This window comes from Pleomorphochaeta caudata, assembly GCF_055395745.1.
The window spans coordinates 975,450-994,391 of the sequence record NZ_AP042458.1 but is presented as its reverse complement, the minus strand read 5'-3'; the positions used below and the strand labels follow the sequence as shown (position 1 = coordinate 994,391).

18 protein-coding genes are annotated in these 18,942 nt (G+C 28.0%); 3 read left to right on the top strand and 15 right to left on the bottom strand.

Going from position 1 to position 18,942, the window contains the following annotated elements:
* Position 1: 1 nt before the first annotated feature.
* From ACZ5RS_RS04600 to purE, 6 genes are read right to left on the bottom strand one after another with little or no spacing between them, the layout of a single operon-like run.
* Positions 2-706: an IMP cyclohydrolase gene (locus ACZ5RS_RS04600; RefSeq protein WP_464637922.1), complete on the bottom strand. Its 705-nt coding sequence runs from the start codon at positions 704-706 to the stop codon at positions 2-4.
* Positions 703-1,287: a phosphoribosylglycinamide formyltransferase gene (purN, locus tag ACZ5RS_RS04595; protein WP_464637920.1), complete on the bottom strand. Its 585-nt coding sequence runs from the start codon at positions 1,285-1,287 to the stop codon at positions 703-705. The genes ACZ5RS_RS04600 and purN overlap by 4 nt, the downstream gene beginning before the upstream one ends.
* A complete protein-coding gene (gene purM, locus ACZ5RS_RS04590) occupies positions 1,281-2,297 on the bottom strand; it encodes a phosphoribosylformylglycinamidine cyclo-ligase (RefSeq protein ID WP_464637918.1) in 1,017 nt (338 codons plus the stop codon). Before purM ends, purN begins: the two co-directional genes overlap by 7 nt.
* 9 nt (positions 2,298-2,306) lie before the next feature.
* Positions 2,307-3,716, bottom strand: a complete 1,410-nt coding sequence (gene purF / locus ACZ5RS_RS04585; RefSeq protein ID WP_464637917.1) for an amidophosphoribosyltransferase — start codon at positions 3,714-3,716, stop codon at positions 2,307-2,309.
* A gap of 2 nt (positions 3,717-3,718) precedes the next feature.
* Positions 3,719-4,426 (bottom strand): phosphoribosylaminoimidazolesuccinocarboxamide synthase, encoded by a 708-nt coding sequence (gene purC / locus ACZ5RS_RS04580; protein WP_464637915.1) that lies wholly within the window; start codon positions 4,424-4,426, stop codon positions 3,719-3,721.
* Between the two features lie 35 nt (positions 4,427-4,461).
* Positions 4,462-4,947: a 5-(carboxyamino)imidazole ribonucleotide mutase gene (gene purE, locus ACZ5RS_RS04575; RefSeq protein WP_464637913.1), complete on the bottom strand. Its 486-nt coding sequence runs from the start codon at positions 4,945-4,947 to the stop codon at positions 4,462-4,464.
* A gap of 392 nt (positions 4,948-5,339) precedes the next feature.
* Between purE and ACZ5RS_RS04570 the strand changes: the two genes are divergently transcribed.
* Together ACZ5RS_RS04570 and ACZ5RS_RS04565 are read left to right on the top strand one after the other, a co-directional pair.
* Entirely contained in the window at positions 5,340-6,026 is a 687-nt protein-coding gene (locus tag ACZ5RS_RS04570; RefSeq protein WP_464637911.1) for a response regulator transcription factor, read from the top strand.
* Between the two features lie 3 nt (positions 6,027-6,029).
* The gene (locus ACZ5RS_RS04565) at positions 6,030-7,826 is read left to right on the top strand and encodes an ATP-binding protein (RefSeq protein WP_464637910.1); all 1,797 of its coding nucleotides are present in this window, start codon (positions 6,030-6,032) and stop codon (positions 7,824-7,826) included.
* Between the two features lie 237 nt (positions 7,827-8,063).
* Here the strand turns inward: ACZ5RS_RS04565 and phoU are convergent, their stop codons facing one another.
* The 9 genes from phoU to ACZ5RS_RS04520 all read right to left on the bottom strand — a co-directional run bounded on the left by phoU (position 8,064) and on the right by ACZ5RS_RS04520 (position 17,789).
* On the bottom strand, positions 8,064-8,738 hold the full coding sequence (phoU, locus tag ACZ5RS_RS04560; RefSeq protein ID WP_464637908.1) for a phosphate signaling complex protein PhoU: 675 nt from the start codon (positions 8,736-8,738) through the stop codon (positions 8,064-8,066).
* 16 nt (positions 8,739-8,754) lie between these two features.
* Positions 8,755-9,525: a phosphate ABC transporter ATP-binding protein PstB gene (gene pstB / locus ACZ5RS_RS04555; RefSeq protein ID WP_464637907.1), complete on the bottom strand. Its 771-nt coding sequence runs from the start codon at positions 9,523-9,525 to the stop codon at positions 8,755-8,757.
* Positions 9,526-11,016, bottom strand: coding sequence for a phosphate ABC transporter permease PstA (gene pstA, locus ACZ5RS_RS04550; RefSeq protein ID WP_464637905.1), 1,491 nt, complete (start codon positions 11,014-11,016; stop codon positions 9,526-9,528).
* The gene (gene pstC / locus ACZ5RS_RS04545) at positions 11,013-11,906 is read right to left on the bottom strand and encodes a phosphate ABC transporter permease subunit PstC (protein ID WP_464637903.1); all 894 of its coding nucleotides are present in this window, start codon (positions 11,904-11,906) and stop codon (positions 11,013-11,015) included. The genes pstA and pstC overlap by 4 nt, the downstream gene beginning before the upstream one ends.
* 7 nt (positions 11,907-11,913) lie before the next feature.
* Positions 11,914-12,753, bottom strand: a complete 840-nt coding sequence (locus ACZ5RS_RS04540) for a phosphate ABC transporter substrate-binding protein (protein WP_464637901.1) — start codon at positions 12,751-12,753, stop codon at positions 11,914-11,916.
* A 155-nt stretch (positions 12,754-12,908) separates the two neighbouring features.
* The gene (gene pgl, locus ACZ5RS_RS04535) at positions 12,909-13,607 is read right to left on the bottom strand and encodes a 6-phosphogluconolactonase (RefSeq protein WP_464637899.1); all 699 of its coding nucleotides are present in this window, start codon (positions 13,605-13,607) and stop codon (positions 12,909-12,911) included.
* A gap of 12 nt (positions 13,608-13,619) precedes the next feature.
* Positions 13,620-15,116: a glucose-6-phosphate dehydrogenase gene (gene zwf / locus ACZ5RS_RS04530; RefSeq protein ID WP_464637897.1), complete on the bottom strand. Its 1,497-nt coding sequence runs from the start codon at positions 15,114-15,116 to the stop codon at positions 13,620-13,622.
* A gap of 12 nt (positions 15,117-15,128) precedes the next feature.
* Entirely contained in the window at positions 15,129-16,577 is a 1,449-nt protein-coding gene (gene gnd, locus ACZ5RS_RS04525; protein ID WP_464637895.1) for a decarboxylating NADP(+)-dependent phosphogluconate dehydrogenase, read from the bottom strand.
* A gap of 174 nt (positions 16,578-16,751) precedes the next feature.
* Positions 16,752-17,789, bottom strand: coding sequence for a threonine aldolase family protein (locus ACZ5RS_RS04520; protein ID WP_464637893.1), 1,038 nt, complete (start codon positions 17,787-17,789; stop codon positions 16,752-16,754).
* Positions 17,790-18,251: 462 nt separating this feature from the next.
* Here ACZ5RS_RS04520 and ACZ5RS_RS04515 point away from each other — a divergent pair, with 462 nt between their 5' ends.
* Entirely contained in the window at positions 18,252-18,842 is a 591-nt protein-coding gene (locus ACZ5RS_RS04515) for a TetR/AcrR family transcriptional regulator (RefSeq protein WP_464637891.1), read from the top strand.
* Positions 18,843-18,942 lie beyond the last annotated feature (100 nt).

Sequence of the window (18,942 nt, the reverse complement as noted above, 5' to 3'; positions counted from 1 at the left end):
ATTATTTATCCCCATTTGTATTTATTATTATATCTTCACTATTACCATCTTTATATTTCAAACCATATAAAGAAATCTTATTTGCGTCATTTTGAGATGCAAAAACTTTTTCTGTTAATTCTTTAATATCGCATGTTTTTGGTAAACGTACTTCAATAGGTTCCCCTACAAATGATTTTAATGGGTTAGTATTTTCACTATAAGTGGTAATAATTAAAGCTGTATTTTTTTCAATTTTTTCGTAATTGAAGTAATAACGTCTAACTCCTTCCATACCTCTTTTTAGAATTGCTATTTTAAGTTTTTCTAAATCATTATCCTTAAAAGTTATTAAAGAACTAATTCTAGGCGTATAATTTGGAGCATCATCTTCATATTCTCTAGTATCTAGAGCAGCTTCAAAGGTTTGATTACTTTTTAAATAATTATGGATTGTATCACTTTGATCACCATTAGTTACAATAAATCCATTTTTTAAAGGAATAATAGCATTATAAATTATTAAACTAGGATCTTTTAAAAGGCTTTCATCAAAAGCTTTAGTTTTAACAACGCCATCTTCTTTTATAAAAATTCTATTTTTAGAATGAGTACTACGTCCCATAATTCCATAACAGAAAAAAATCGAATCATCATTTAATCTTCCAATAGTAATATTTCTTCCTGGATATTCTAAAGATGAATAAAAATCAAAAATATCAATCATAAACCTTCCTTTGATAACATATCAATTGCTTTTGGCAAAATAATCCATTCGGCCTCTTCCATAATTCTTTTTTGTAGAGTTGGTGCATCATCACCATCTTTCACTTCAACAGCTTTTTGTAAAATTATTTTTCCACCATCTGGGATTTCATTTACAAAATGAACTGTTGCACCACTAACTTTAACCCCTTTTTCTAGAGCTGCCTCATGAACCTTCAAGCCATAAAACCCTTTACCACAGAAACTTGGAATTAAAGAAGGATGCACATTAATTATTGGTTTATTATATGAAATAATGAATGAAGAGGAAAGAATTTTCATAAACCCAGCTAAAACTACTAAGTCAATTTTTCGACTAATTAAAAGATTTAATAATTCTTTCTCAAATTCAAATTGCTTTTTTGCATCAATAATAAAACCTTCAACACCATATTGTTTTGCCACTTGCAATGCATATGCATCACTTTTATTGCTAATTACACAAGATATATTAGCTTTTTGTAAATTTCCCTTTAATTTTGCCTTCAAAATTGCTTCTAAATTTGTTCCTCTCCCAGAAACTAAAACAGCAACATTTAACATAAAACTATTTTTTCCTCACCCTTAACAATCTGACCAATTAAATAACAGTCATCAACTAAGGATTTAACTTTTTCACTATCATTTTTATCAACAATAAAAATCAAACCAACACCTTGATTGAAAGTATTAAACATTGTGTTTTCATCAAGATTTCCTTCTTTTTGAATTACCTTAAAAACATCTAATACATTAATATTATTCTTATAAATCTTTGCACATAAGCCATCTTTAATGGTTCTTGGAATGTTTTCAAAGAAACCACCTCCAGTAATATGAGAGACACCCTTTAGTTCAACATTTTCTTGTAACTTTAAAATATCTTTAACATAAATTCTGGTTGGTTCTAATAAATAATCAATTAAAGGCTTATCAATATCATCATAAACTTTATATAAAGACTCTTTGGTATGGAAGATTTTTCTAACAAGTGAAAATCCATTTGAGTGAACTCCAGAAGATGGAATAGCAAAAATTAAATCCCCTTCTTTAACATTTTCACCATTAATCATCTTATCTTTATCAACAACACCTGTTGCAAATCCAGCCACATCAAATTCACCAATCTTGTAAAAACCTGGCATCTCAGCTGTTTCTCCACCAACTAAACTACATTGGGAATCAATACAACCATCACACATCCCTTTTACAATTTCTTCAATTTGTTTAGGATTGTTTTTACCGACAGCGATATAATCTAAGAAAAATAAAGGTTTTGCACCAGTACAAATAATATCATTAACACACATTGCTACACAGTCAATTCCAATAGTATCAAATTTCTGAGCTAAAAAGGCTAACTTTAATTTTGTACCTACACCATCAGTTCCACTAACAAGAACAGGATTGTTTATACCACTTAAATCTAGATTAAATAAAGAAGCAAAGCCACCTAAGGAACTTAAAACATTAGAGTTATAAGTTTGCTTAACTTTTTCTTTAATTAAACGAACACTTTCATATCCGGCTTCTAAATCGACACCAGCTTCTTTATACATTTCATTAGTTTTCATAAAACTTCCTTAATCTTCTAAATGAGATTTTAGTTTTTCACCATTAGGCTTAATAGGATATTTACCGCTAAAGCAAGCTGTACAAAATCCAATATTTTCTTTTGCTAAATTAACTACATTTTTTACACTTAAGAATTCAAGTGAATCAGCATTTAAGATGTCCCTCATTTCTTCTTTGGTATATTTACAAGCAAATAGATTATCTTTGCTATCTATATCAGTTCCAAAGTAGCAAGGATTTAAGAACATAGGGGCTGAAGATCTAAAATGAACTTCTTTTGCTCCGGCATCTCTCAAGAGTTTAACAATTCTTACACTTGTAGTGCCACGAACAATAGAATCATCTATTAAAACAACTCTTTTGCCTTTTATAACAGATTCAACTACATTTAACTTAATTTGAACAGAAGAATTTCTTTGTGTTTGTTTAGGTTGAATAAAGGTTCTTCCAATATATTTATTTTTTATTAATCCAACACCATAATTAATTCCACTTGCTCTAGAATAACCAATGGCTGCTAATATTCCTGAATCAGGAACACCAATTACAACATCTGCATCTATAGGATTTTCTTTAAATAAATATTCCCCAGCTTTTAAACGAGCATCTAATACATCAATATCATCTATTTTACTATCTGGTCTGCTAAAATATAAAAGTTCAAAAACACATAAGCTTCTCTTATATTTATTACAATGAGTTTTAATAGATTTTACTTGGCCTTTATTAATACTAATAATTTCACCAGGTTCGACACTTCTAATATATTTCGCATTTATCGCATCAAAAGCACAGGTTTCACTAGCAAATACATATCGATCATTCAATTTTCCCATAACAAGTGGCCTAAAACCTCTAGGATCTCTTGCAACTATTAATTTATATGGGGTCATGATTACTAATGAATAAGCACCTTTTATCTCATACATTGTTTTTTCAATGGCTTCTTCAATTGAATCACTTTTTAAACGATTTTTTGTTATTAAATAGGCAATTACTTCTGTATCACTAGTAGTTTGAAATATTAGCCCTTTTGATTCTAGTTTATCTCTTAATATATGATCATTAACTAAGTTACCATTATGAGCCAATGCCATTTTACCTTCTTTATGATTAACTAAAAGAGGTTGTACATTTTGCCTATTATTATTTCCTGTAGTGCCATATCTAACATGAGCAATAGCAATTGAACTCTTTGGAAGTTTTTCTAAATTTCTTTTAGTAAAAACTTCACTTACTAGTCCAACATCTTTGTAAATTGATAAAGAATCTTTATTATTGGTACAAATACCACAGCCTTCTTGCCCTCTATGCTGCAAAGCATAAAGAGCTAAGTAACTAGTATTTACAATGTCTAAATTATCGTCAGCTTCACTTATTGCAAAAACACCACATTCTTCTCTAAGTTTATCGAACATTTTTATTTCATTATCCTAGATTGAACTTCAATATAAGCATCTTCAACTTGGCCTAAGTCTCTTCTGAATCTATCTTTGTCTAATTTTTTACGTGTTTGAGAATCCCAGAATCTACAAGTATCAGGAGAAATTTCATCAGCTAAGTAAATTTTACCTTCTTTGTCTTTACCAAATTCAAGTTTAAAATCAACAAGGATAATACCCTTCTCAATTAATTCTTCTTTCAAGATTTCATTAATTCTTAAACTATATTCAGTAACTAAATCAATTTCATCCTTAGTTGCAATTTCTAAAGAAGTAATATGTGAAATATTTAACATTGGATCATTTAAACTATCTTCTTTATAGCAAAATTCTACTACAGGAGTTTTTAATTCAAACCCTTCTTCAATACCAATTCTTTTTGATAGAGAACCTGCAACAATATTCCTTACAATAACTTCAAGAGGAATAATCTTTAATTTTTTTACTAAAGTTTCTCTTGGGCTAATCTCTTCAACTAAATGAGTAGGAATACCCTTTGCTTCAATTATTTTCATAAAATAATTGCTTAATTGATTGTTGATAATACCTTTGTTTTCAATTGTACCTTTTTTTACACCATTGAAAGCTGTTGCTGAATCGCTGTAATCAACAATACATAAATTTTCATCATCTGTTTGATAAACCTTTTTTGCCTTACCTTGATAAAGTAAATCCAATTTTTTCATTTTTACCACTCCAATAAAAAAATCCCGTAAAAAATTTACAGGATTTGCTTTAGTTTCTCATTAGCTTCTAATGAAGATTTTTTATTTTGTTTTCTAAAATTGATTAAGCGTGACAATACTTCTTTATTTTCCAATGCTATAATCTGAGCACTCAAAAGGGCAGCATTCTTACTCCCGTCTATTGCTACAGTAGCTACAGGAATCCCGCTTGGCATCTGTACACTTGAAAGAAGCGCATCCATACCGTTTAAAGAAGATGATATCGGGATTGCTATGACTGGTATCAAGGTGTTAGACGCAACAATACCTGCTAAGTGTGCAGCCATACCTGCTGCGCAGATTACCACGCTATACTCCTTATCCGCACTCTGTGCAAATTCTAAAGTTTCCATGGTAGTTCTATGTGCACTTAAAACTTTAACTTCATAAGGAATTTCTAATTCCTTTAGAATAATTAAAGCACCCTTAACTTTGTCGAAGTCACTAAGACTCCCCATCAGTATTGCAACTTTATTTATCATAATTGTAAATACCTCGTCATAGCTGTACATTATATAAAAGAAAAAATAAATGCAACACTTTTACAACACAAATATTACAATTTTATTAAAAATGTAATAAATAAATAAATATTTAACGATTTAGCAACACTTTTGTTGCAAAAACCATTATCTAGTACTATAAATTATTTAAAATCTTTTTTGAACATTAAATAAAAAAATAACAAATATTTATCACAAATAACTAAATTTTTATAGTTTCGTAAAGTTTTCTTAACAAATATTTTCTATATTTTATGTATAAATATTACCAATAGATTCTATTTTTTAAAAATATTTAGTAATTGTTAATTTTGTGTTAAATAGGGGGCAAACTATTGCAAAATTATTAAACTAAAGCCTAAAATTATCACATGAATAACAAAATATTAATAATTGAAGATGACAAAAGTATTTCTAAATTATTAAGCTTTCATTTACAATCCGAAGGCTTTAGTACAGAAAACGTCTATGATGGTCAAGCTGCGATTGATGCACTAACAAAAAACAGTTATGAATGCATTATCTTAGATTTAATGCTTCCATATATAAATGGATTTGAGATTCTAAAAATTGCTAGATATAAATTAGATATAAAAACTCCAATTATAATTTCTTCAGCAAAAAGTGATGATAGTGATATTATTTCTGCAATTGAACTAGGAGCTGACGATTATCTAACAAAACCATTTAGCCCTAAAATATTATCTGCTAAAGTAAAAGCTGCCTTGAGATTGCTAAAAAGGACAAACGAAGAAGAAGCTAATACTGCAATAAGTGATAATGGAATTAATATTGATACATCAAAAAGAATCTGTTTAATTGATAATGATCCAATAATCTTAACTGCTACAGAATTCAATTTAATAGCTTTGTTAATTCAAAATCCTGAAAAAGTTTATTCTAGGGAAAAATTAATTACTAAAATTAAAGGCTCTGATTATCCTGTCACAGAAAGAGCAATTGATGTTCAAATTGTTGCACTTAGAAAAAAATTAAAACATTATGGAAGTAGAATAAAAACTGTCTGGGGTGTTGGTTATAAATATATAGGAGATTAGTTAGTGAAATTTAAAAAGCAAATTTCCCTTTTATTGTTTTGCACTATTATATTGGTTTTAGGCTCTTCTTTCTTTTCTTCTAGAAAAGTATTTACAAACATAATTACATCAGAAGAAAAAGAAACATTAAAACAACAAGCCTTATTTTTAGATTCTTTTGAAACAATAGATAATAATACTTTAAAGAATTTTTCATTAGCAAATAAACTTAGAGTAACCCTTATTAATGAAGATGGTGTTGTAATCTTTGATAGTGAAAAAGATCCTAGTCTAATGGATAATCATTTTTATAGAGAAGAAATAAAACAAGCTAGAGTCAATGATGTTGGATATAGTAAAAGAACAAGCAAAACTACAGAAGATGATACTCTATATTGTGCAATTTATTCAGCAACAAAAAATATTTATATAAGAGTTGCTGCCCCTCTATCAAAATTTTCATTTTTAAATTCTCAATTCTTATATGCAATCTTGCCCATATTAGCAATTATTATAATTATTGTTAGTATAGCTCTTTATCTAATATTAAGGTATTTGTTTATCCCAATTGAATCTTTAGTTGAAGTTAGTAAAGATTATGCAAAAGGAGATTTAAGTTCCAAGACACATATAACATCTCCTCTAGAAATAAAAGAACTCTCTCAAACACTAAATTACATGGCAGAAGAATTACAAACAATTATTTCTAATCTAGAAAGAGAAAAAAATGAATATGCTCTAGTTCTTGAATCCATGCAAGAAGGTGTTATTTTCTTAAATTTAAATAAAGAAATCGTATTATGTAATAAAGCTGCTGTTAAAATTTTAGGAAAGGTTATTTCCAAAAATATGTTTATAAGAGATATTATTAGTGATATTGATTTAAACACCAAAATAAACAATGCACTAAATAATTTTGAAAAAAGTGAATTAGAATTATGCTTCTATAAAAACTATACTGGTGATATGGCTCAGTTATATGGAAAAGGAAAAGAGAAAAATTTACATATAAACATCAATTGTATGGAAAGAAACGATATCTGCGAAGGAGTTCTATTAACTATAGTTGATACAACAGAAATAAACAGATTAGAACGGATTAGAAAAGACTTTGTTAGCAATGTTTCTCATGAGTTAAAAACACCATTAACAGCAATTGGTGGGTTTACAGAAATTTTAATTAATAGCCAATTAAGCGATGAACAAAGACTAGATTTCTACCAAGATCTATTTATCAATTATAAAAATATGAAAGCCATTATTGAAGATTTATTATTATTATCTTCATTAGAAAAAGATAAAGCAAAACCAGCTATGGATGAAATACCTGTTGAAGCAATCATTGAAAGCGTTATAAAAACAGCTACACCTTTAGCAAATAAGAAGAATATTTCTATCAAAAAAGACTATCTAAAGAATTTAGAAATTTATTGTAATGAAGGCTTAATTCGTCAAGCTTTGATTAATTTAGTAGTCAATGCAATAAATTACAGCCCTGAAAACAGCAAAGTAACTATAAGTGTTAGTGAAAAGAAATATGAAATAATCTTTAAAGTAATTGATAATGGAATTGGAATTCCTAAAGCTGATATAAATAGAATCTTTGAAAGATTTTATAGAGTTGATAAAAATAGATCTAGAGATAGTGGAGGTACTGGTTTAGGTCTCTCTATTGTTAAGCATATAGCATTGTTACATTCTGGAGATATAAAAGTTGAAAGCGAAGAAAACAAAGGTTCTACATTCATTTTCACCATCTCTAAAACAAATAACGTGCTAACATCTTTATTTAAAAAAAGCGATCTTATGTATAAAGCTTAAACTTAAATAAAGAGATTTATATATATCTACAAACTAAAGGCTTTTGCCTTTAGTTTTTTTTATCAGTTCATCAAATGAACTTTTTATATATAGTCATAGACTCTCTATATTAATTAATCCATTAACTAATATATTTATAATTCAAAAAGAGTAATATCAAAATTTATTAATACTTTAAAAAGCAATAAAAATGCTGCTATATAACCAATAGCAGCAAAAAAATCAAACTAACTAATCTTAATTTAAGTGAGGTTTAACACCTTCATCCATATAGACTACCCAAGAACAAATATTAGTTATATGATCTCCAACTCTTTCTAATTCAATAACTAAATAATAATAGCTATACATATTCTGTCTCAAATTTATATCTTCAAATGGACCACATTCTAAAATTTGAGACTTTAATAATTCACGTCTCTTATCAACTTCATCATCCATTTTTGCAACTTCTTTTGCTTGTTTAGAATCAATTTTTATTAAAGCATCAACTGCTCCTCTAAACATATCAGCAACAATATTTGACATCTCAATAATACCCTTAACTATTGATACTGCCCTTTCATCATTGAATGAAGTATCTTTTCCTACCATTTTAGCTAAATGAGTAGCATGGTCGCCCATTCTTTCTAAACTAGTAACTATTTTTAAACCAGCAATAACTTGTCTCATGTAATGCCCATATGGAGCTTCACTAATTAATAATCTAACTGCATCACTTTCAATCATATCTCTTAATTGATTAATAAAGAAATCTTCTTTGATTACAGCATTAGCTAATTTTACATCATTATTTTCCATAGCCATGGTAGCTTTTAAAATTGCTTGTTCAACTCTTGTTACCATTTGCATAAGCAATTCTCTATAAAACATAATTTTTTCATCTATTTGATAAACTTGTTTCTTATCCATATATTTAACCTCCAGCCTAACCAAATTTTCCTGAAATATAATCTTCTGTTCTCTTATCTCTTGGATTTAAGAAGACTTCACTAGTTTCACCACTTTCAACTAAATAACCTCTTCTTTTATCATCTATTAAAAAGAAAGAAGTCACATCAGAAACTCTTGAAGCTTGTTGCATGTTATGTGTTACAACAATAATGGTATATTCTTTTTTTAGATCAATCATTAATTCTTCAATTTTAGCTGTAGAGATAGGGTCTAAGGCACTTGTTGGTTCGTCCATTAATACAACATCAGGATTAACAGCTAATGTTCTAGCTAAGCAGAGTCTTTGTTGTTGTCCTCCAGATAAACCTAAAGCACTTGAGTGCAATCTATCCTTTACTTCATCCCACAAAGCAGCTTGTTTTAATGATTTTTCAACAATCTCATATAACTCACCTTTTTTATATTTCTTATATAATTTAGGTCCATAAGCTATATTATCAAAAATTGTCATTGGAAATGGATTTGGTTTTTGGAAAACCATACCTACTCTTCTTCTCAATTCCAAAATATCCATATCGCTATAAATATTTTTACCTTCAAATAAAACTTCACCTTTTATTGAAACACCATCAATTAAATCATTCATTCTATCGAGAACTCTTAAAAAAGTACTTTTACCACAACCTGATGGCCCAATAAAAGCTGTTATGGAATTCTTTTTAATTTCCATATTAACCTTTTTTAAAGCTTGATGATCTCCATACCATAAATCTAAATCAGTTACTTTAAATAAATGTTCATTCATCTATTTTATTTCCTTTTTCATAATCAACTTTGTTATGCTGTTTATAATTAAAACTAAAACTATTAAAACTAGAGCCGAAGCAAAAGCTTCATCTATAGATCCACCTTCGGTAATTATTAAATAAATATGTTGTGCTAATACTCTAGAAGAACTCTTAAGTCCTGTTGCAAAAGAAGTTGAAGAACCAATTGTAAAAATTAATGCAGCAGTTTCACCTATTGCTCTACCAATTGCTAAAACAATACCTGTTGTAATACCCTTTGAAGCACTTGGTAATATTATTTTAAAAATTGTTTCTATTTTTGTGGCACCTAGGGCTCTACTTGCTTCAATTAAAGAGGGGCTAACACTTCTAATAGCTTCTTCACTAGTTCTCAATATTGTAGGTAAAATCATTAATGAAATAGTTAATACTCCACTTATCAATGAAAAACCAAACCCTAATAATTGTACAAAAACTAATAACCCAAATAAACCAAAGATAATTGAAGGAACTGCAGCTAATAAATCAATACCAGCTTTTATGATAGTTGTTAATCGTCCTTTTTTTGCATATTGAACTAAATAAATTGCCCCAGCTACTGAGATAGGGGTTGCAATTAATATTGTAAGTAAAACCATAACTAATGTGTTATAAATAATACTTAATATACCACCATATTTTCCTTCTTCTTCACTTTCACTTAATAAATAATGAAGTTTCAAATTTCTTTTAGCTACTTCATGGAATACTTTTAATTTACTTATATTTAAGCCTGAATCAACCGCCTCTTGGTAGGATGTTGCATTAACTATCTTTATAGCTCCTCTAACATTCTCTACCTGGTTAATCGAATTTACTAAAGTGATATCAATTGGAGGTCCATTCAATTCACTCCAATTCTTATAATTACCCTCTAGTAAGGCATTAACTTCTTCTTCTTTCAGATTCCCTATTTTTTTATTTTCATAAATACTCATTACTTCAGGATTTACAGCTATAACCATATCGCTGATTGTAACTGAATTAAAACCTTTCAAATCTGAACCTTTATTTAAAATTAATAAGGAACCTTCATCTGCTTTCAAAGATTTAATTAAATCTTTTTGATTTTTTATAGAAGCACTATCTACTATATGTATATAGTCTTCTTCTAAATCACTACTGTCTACTAATAAATATTTTTCTAAATATGGGAATAAAGAAGAATCAATATATAAATTGATATCTCTATTTAAATTACTTATTTTTCTTAAAGAATATACTCTACCTTCAACTATTTTTTTCAAAGTAAAATAATCAAGTTCATCCAAGTTAGAATTTTTATTTGAATATATCTCAAAAGGTAATTCTGTATTAACTTGATCTGTTACTTCTCTTTCAACTAATTTATTACTATACAAGCCTCTATAAATTAAATATGAAAGCATTAGAGCGAGTATTAAAATTGTTAAAATTGAAAATCCTTGAATAAGAATTAATGCAATTTTGTTAGTATTTTTTCTGTTCATTCACCTGCTCCAACTTTACTTTTGTTTGAGATAAACACAACTACAAAATTTAATAATAAAATGAAAATGAATAATAACATTGCTGTTGCAAACAATGCAGATAAATGAGTACCTTCAGCATAACTCATATCAGTAATAATATTCATTGTAAGAGTTCTACCCATATCAGTCGGAGATTTTGCAAAAACTGCAGCATTACCACCAACTAATAATACAGCCGTGGTTTCTCCTATTGCTCTACCTAGAGCCAAAATGATTGAAGTAACAATACCATTTACAGCTGAAGGAACAACAACTTTATATATAGTTTGCCATTTTGTTGCTCCCATTGCTATTGAAGCATTTCTTAATGCATCTGGAACACTTCTTATTGAAACTTCACTAATATTAATAATAGTAGGTAAAATCATTATTGCTAAAATAATACTAGCAGATAACAAACTATAACCATTTCCCCCAAATATATTTCTTACAGCTGGAACTACTATTGCAATCCCAAATAAACCATAAATAATAGAGGGAATCCCTGCTAATAACTCAATTGTATTTCTAATAATTTTAGATAGTTTACCTTTTGCAAATTCACTCAAGAATATCGCTGTTGAAAGACCAATTGGTAAAGCTAAAACAATTGATATTAAGACTACTTCAAAACTTGCTATTATAAATGCTGCAATTCCATAACTTGGTATATCTGCAGAAGGTCTCCAATTTAATGAAAAAAGGAAATCCTTCAAAGGAACCTTTCCAAAAAATGGAATTCCTTGATTAATTATATAAAGAGTAATTGCAATTACAGCTATAATAGAAACTAGAGCACAAAGTAGTAAAATAATTTTACTACTTTGTTCAATAACTCTACGTTTATTGTTATTATTTTCTCTTGCCATACTTTAACTAGTTAAGTGGAATAAATTCACATTCTTCAACAATTGATTGACCTTTTCTTGATAGAAGGAAGTCAATAAAATCTTTTTCAACTGTTCCGTCTTTTGGTTCTCCAATAGTTACTACATATAATGCTCTACTAATTGGATAAGATTTATTAAGTACATTAGCTGGAGTTGGATCTACACCATCAATGCTTAAAATTTTACCACCAGCATTTGTAATGATGCTATTGAAAGCCATTCCAATGTAACCAATTGAACCAGGAGTTGAAGCAATCTTTGTTGCTACTTCACCATTTTCTTTAGCAATTATTGCATTCTTAGTTGGTTCTTTACCTTGTGAATCTAAAACGATTTCATTAAATGATCCGTAAGTTCCTGAAGTTTCATCTCTTTCGATTAATTCAATCTTCATATCCTTACCACCAACTTCACTCCAGTTAGTAATTTCACCACTAAAGATAGCTGCTAATTGTGCAATTGATAAGTTACTTACATTTACTGAAGAGTTAACACCAACTGATAAACCATCTAAAGCAATAGTAGTTGGTACACAATTTTGATCTACTTCGCTTGATTTTAATTCTCTAGAAGAACCTGCTAAAGATAAAGTTCCTGCAATTAACTGTTTGATACCAGTAGAAGAACCTAATGTTTCATAACCTAATTTAACTGAAGGATTCTCTTTCTCAAATTCAGGAATTGCTGACTTTGCAATTGGAGCAACTGTAGAAGATCCTCCAAAAGTGTAATTTTTAACTTGTTTTTCTGTTGTTTCACCTTGGCCTTGAGCAAATAAAGCGAAACTTGTCATTGTTACTAATAAAATTAAGAATAATTTTTTCATTTTTTATCTCCTATTTTTTAATTAGAAGATAAAGAAAAATTGTTAATGAAATTATAATGAATTGTTAGAAAAGTGTTAAATATGCTTTTTTTTGACTTATTTTAGAAAAAAAATATTAAATATTTAAACAATCTCTTAACAAAATACTTAAACCTTTATAAATATGAGGCTGAATATTTATCTAAATACCACAAGAGATTATCGTCATCTTTTTTTATAGCTGTAGCTGGTAAAGCATCATTTTTATTTATAAGAATCTGACTAATAATATTAGCTTTACTCTCTCCCAAAGCTAAAAAGATAATTTTTTTAGAATTATTAATCACATTTTTTGTCAATGTTAATCTAGTTTGATTTGTTTTTGGATGATTAGTCTTTATTATTATTTCATTTGAATCTAATTTACTTAAATCATTTGGGAATAATGAAGCAGTATGGCCATCTTCACCAACACCCAAAATAACTAAATCAAAGCTTGGATATCCATTTTTAAAATCAACATTTTCTTTAATATTATTTATTGAATCTAAAATTACTTTGTTTTGATCTGCCTGTTTTAACATTGGGAAAACATTTGATTTTCTTATAATCCCACTATCTATCAAAATTCTTGAAAAATTACCAAAATTACTTTGATCACTTTCAACATCTACATATCTTTCATCAACCCAAAAGAATTTTAAATTAATAAAATCAGAAGGAAGAAAAATATTTCTCATAATCTCAAACAGTAAAATTGGAGAAGATCCTCCAGAAATTGCAATGTTAGCTTTTTCCTTATTTAATTTCTTTAAAATTAAAGCAATATCAAAACAAGCATTATATTTATCTTCAAATATTTTTATCTTTTTCATATTTTCCATACTCTATAACTCACAATATTTACCATCACTTAAATCTTTACATGGAAATCTCCAGTGATGATTTTTCTCTGAAAGATTATTCTCAATATATTGAGGACCCCAACTTCTTGCAGGATAACCATAAAGAGGTATATCTTCATTATCCTTCCAAGCATCTAATATTGGTTGAACAAACTTCCACGTTAATTCAATTGCATCATTTCTTTGATACAATGTCGGATCATTTATTACACAATCATATAAAAGTCTTTCATAAGCTTCAGGGATTTCAGTTTCTTGTAAAGATTTATAATGGAAATCCATTTTTACAGGTTGAACCTTAAATCCAGCCCCTGGAACTTTCATTTGGAAAGTGACTAAAAAACCTGCATCAGGCTGAATTCTAATTACTAATTGATTATGCTCTTGAGCAATCTCATCATTATTCTTAAAAATACTATGAGGATTAGACTTATAATGAATTACTACTTCAGTAACATTTGTTGCTAAAGCTTTTCCTGTTTTAATATAAAATGGGATTTCACTCCATCTCCAGTTATCAATATAGCATTTCATAGCAACATAAGTTTCTGTTTTAGAATCTTTATCAACGCCTTTTTCATCCCTATAGGCTAACTGTTTAACCCCTTTATAGAAAGAATCGACATATTGACCTCTAACTACATATTTGGGAACATCTTCTTTACTAATAGGTCTAAGAGATTGAAAAACTTTTACCATCTCATCTCTTAAAGCTTTCGAACTAGTATTAATTGGTGGTTCCATTGCAATTAGGGCTAAAACCTGAAGAAGATGATTTTGAACCATATCCCTTAAGGCTCCAGCTTTTTCATAATATCCAGCTCTAGTTCCAACAGATAAAGACTCTGCTGATGTAATTTCTACAAAATCAATATAATTTCTATTCCATAAAGGTTCAAAAATACTATTGGCAAAACGAGTTACTAATATATTTTGTACAGTTTCTTTTCCTAGGTAATGATCAATTCTAAAAATTTGACTTTCATTGAAAAATTCATGTAAATCATTATTTAAATCTATTGCACTCTTTAAATCATGGCCAAAAGGTTTTTCTATTATAACCCTCTTAAAGCCATCATCTTCGTTTGTTAAACCTGTTAAATGCAATTTTGATGCAACAGTACAATAAAGATGAGGAGCTATGGCAAAATAATAAACAAAATTTTGTTTTTCATATTTTGCATTTAAAAACTGTTTTAAATCTGCATAATCTATATTATGGACTAAATCTATTTTAAAATAATCAATACTTAAAACAAATCTTTCCACTTCATCTTTTATAAAGCCTCTATTTAATAATGACTCTTTTATTTGATTCCTAAAATCTTGATCACTTATATCTCTTCTACCAACAGCTAAAATATTATATTTTGTATCAAACATTTTTTTTGTATATAATTTAAATAATGCAGGAATCAATTTTCTTTGTGCTAAATCACCACTAGCACCAAAAATAACAAACACAAATGGTTCTTTCATTAACAATTCCTCCTAAACAGAATAATTTGTTGAGGATGTATCTCCACCTTTTTCTGTCCAATTTGTATGGAAAGTTTTACCTCTTTGTTGGTCAACTCTCTCATAAGTATGAGCTCCAAAATAATCTCTTTGAGCTTGAATTAAATTAGTTGGAAGATTACTACTTCTGTAACTATCAAAATATGATAGAGCTGAACTTAATGCAGGCGTAGCTACACCATTTAAAGCAGCTAATGCTACAATAGCTCTCAAACCACTATGAAATTTTAAAACAATATTTTTAAAATAATCATCTAAAAGTAAATTATTTAGACTAGAATTATTTTTATAAGCATTACTGATATTATTTAAAAATGAGGATCGAATGATACATCCACCGCGCCACATCAAAGCAATATCACTTAAATTTAAATTCCAGTTATTGTTATCCGATTCTTTTTTTATTAAATCAAAACCCTGTGCATAAGAAATTATCTTAGCTACAAATAAAGCAGCATACAAATCTTCAATTGTTTTTTCTTGATTAAAATCACTTTCAATTTTTATTGAAGAATATTCTTTATTGGCTATTAATCTTGAATCAACATCACTACTAATTACTCTTGCATAAACAGCTTCAGTTATTAGAGACAAGTCAACACCATTATCTAAAGCATTAATAGCAGTCCATTTACCTGTGCCTTTTTGACCTGCAGCATCCAATATATTTTCAACTAAAGGGGTATTATCTTCATCATAATATTTTAAAATATTACTTGTAATCTCGATCAAATAGGAATTTAATTCCTTTTTATTCCAATCTTCAAATATTTCATGCATTTTTGGATATGATAATTTCAAAACCTTTCTCATAACATCATAGACTTCACTAATTAATTGCATATCACCATATTCAATGCCATTATGAACCATTTTTACAAAATGGCCAGCTCCATCAGGACCAACCCAATTACAACAAGGTTCATCATTTTCAACCTTTGCACTAATACCTTGTAAAATAGGTTTTAAATGAGTCCAAGCATCGATATTTCCACCCGGCATAATAGAAGGGCCATTTAAAGCTCCTTCTTCTCCACCAGAAACACCAGCTCCAATGTATAAAATTCCTTTAGAATTTACATATTTAATTCGTCTATTTGTATCTTTATAATTAGAATTTCCACCATCAATAATAATATCTCCAGGCTCTAAATAATCTAATAAAAGATCAATATTTTTATCAACAGCTTCACCTGCTCTTACCATCATCATTATTTTTCTAGGTCGTTCTACTTTATTTACTAATTCTTCTATCGAATAAGTTGGGATAATATTTTTCCCTTTTGCTCTAGTAGTAATAAATTTATCAACTTTTTGAGTAGTTCTATTAAATACAGCAACACTGTATCCCTTACTTTCTAAATTTAATACAAGGTTCTCACCCATTACTGCTAAACCAATTAATCCAATTGTTGCTTTCATTTACAAGCCTCCAATTTTACTTCTTATATATAAAAGATATAACAAAAAACAAAAGAACAAAGTGATATTATCACTAATTAATCATATACCAGGAATTATCAATTATAAAGATAAAAAAAGGATTAGAAGTATATTTCTAATCCCTATATAGTTTTATTAATAATTAATTAATATTTAAATGTATTTTTTAACATCCTCAATGAACTTTTTGACTATTTCATTGGGGGTGTCCCAAGAAATACACAATCTAACTGCAGAATTATTTTCATCAATAACTTGCCAAGTATAAAATAAATATTCTTTTCTTAATTTTTCAATTAATTGATTATCTAAAATTGGAAAAAGTTGATTACTTTCTACTGGAACTAAAAATTTAATATTAAGCTTTTTTAATTCATCTGCAATATATTTTGCATTTTCATTAGATTTTGCTCCAAGTTTTATATATAAATCATCCTCAAATAAGGCTTCATACTGTAAAGAAATTGAGAATCCTTTAGCTAATAAAGCACCTCTTTGTTTTAAATTATATCTAAAATCTTTTTTATAGTTTTCATTAGAAATTACTAAACATTCACCAAATAATGCACCATTTTTAGTACCTCCAATATAAAACAGATCACATAAATTTGGCAAATCTTTAAGAGAAATATTTGTATCCTTGTTTGCTAAAACTTGAGCCAATCTAGCTCCATCCATATATAAAGGAATATCATAAGCCTTACAAATCGTTTTCAAATCAGCTAATTCATCTTTAGTATATACAGTTCCTAATTCAGTTGGGTTTGAAATATAAACCATAGCTGGCTGTGGAGCATGTTCTCTTGATTCATCACTATAATGTTCATCAATTACAGATTTTATCATGTAAGGTTTAATTTTACCGTTTTCTCCCTTTACAGTAATTACCTTATGCCCAGTTGCTTCAATTGCACCAGTTTCATGAGTTGCAATATGACCTGTATCAGCAGCAATTACACCTTGATATGGTTTTAAGATTGTAGATATAGCTACTAAATTAGTTTGAGTACCTCCAGATAAAAAATGTATATCTACATCTTGATTATCTAATATGGTTTTTAACTGAGCAATCACTCTTTTACTTGCTACATCATCACTATATCCATCAAATTGAGCATGATTGTTTTCTGCTAATTTCTTTAATATATTTTCATGACACAATTCACTATAATCATTTCTAAAACTAAACATAAAGCCCTCTATAAAAATATTTAATATAAAATCTTTTTTAAATTATTAATTAAAATAATAAAAAATAATCTACAAATATACAATTAGTATACATTCAGAATATCTAAACAAAAAAATAATAAAATTTTAAGAAAAACAGTGAAAATACTAACAATTATATCAAAATTTTTGCATTATTAATCTATTTATTTTAACATATATAGATATTTTTTTATCAATATAGCCCCTATATTTAACTATTTCCCATTATACAAATAAAAATATAATTATTCACATTTCAATATAGAAATATATACAAAAAGTGTGCCATTTTTGTATTTTTATTTACATTTTATACATTTTTGGATATTTTTATCAAAATATTTCCATATTATAACATTTTTCTATTGACAGATTTTTTTTTCCATATACCCTATGTAATGAGTGATATTACATAAACACCCGACTTAGGAGTTACAATTTATGGAACAAACAAAAAAACGAGCCAAAGATAGGCGTCCCGCTAAAACTAAAAAAGCTATTAGACTTGCACTTTTTCAATTACTAGACAAAAAACAATTAAGCAAGATCACAATAACTGAATTAACAAAACAAGCTAATATAAGTAGAAAAACCTTCTATATTCATTACACAAAGATTGTTGATGTTTTAGATGAATTTGAGCAAGAATTGATTGATGCTTTCCAACTTGCTACTAAAGATTTGAAATATTCAAATAATTCAAAATTCTTCTTTGATATCTTTTATAATTTAGACAAATATTTTAACGATGATTTAGACTATTATAAGAAAATAGCACAATCTAGTTTTGCAAACACATTCTCAGATCATATTGGAGATGCTTTATTCTCTAAACTATATGATGTAATCGAACCTATCTGTGATTTACCAATTGAACAAATTGAATACTTATGTTTAATCATATCTTCTTCAATGCATAGAGTCTTTATGAGTTGGATCAGAAATGATAGCGAATTAAGTATTGTACAAATCAGCAACTTTGTTGCGAAAGTAATATTCAATGGTATGGGTCCATATTTAAATAACGAATAAATCTAATATAAATAATATATAACACTTAAGCACTCCATTAGGGGTGCTTATTGTTAACTTATTTTTTAAGTTTTAATTAACAATTGATTATCTTTATATT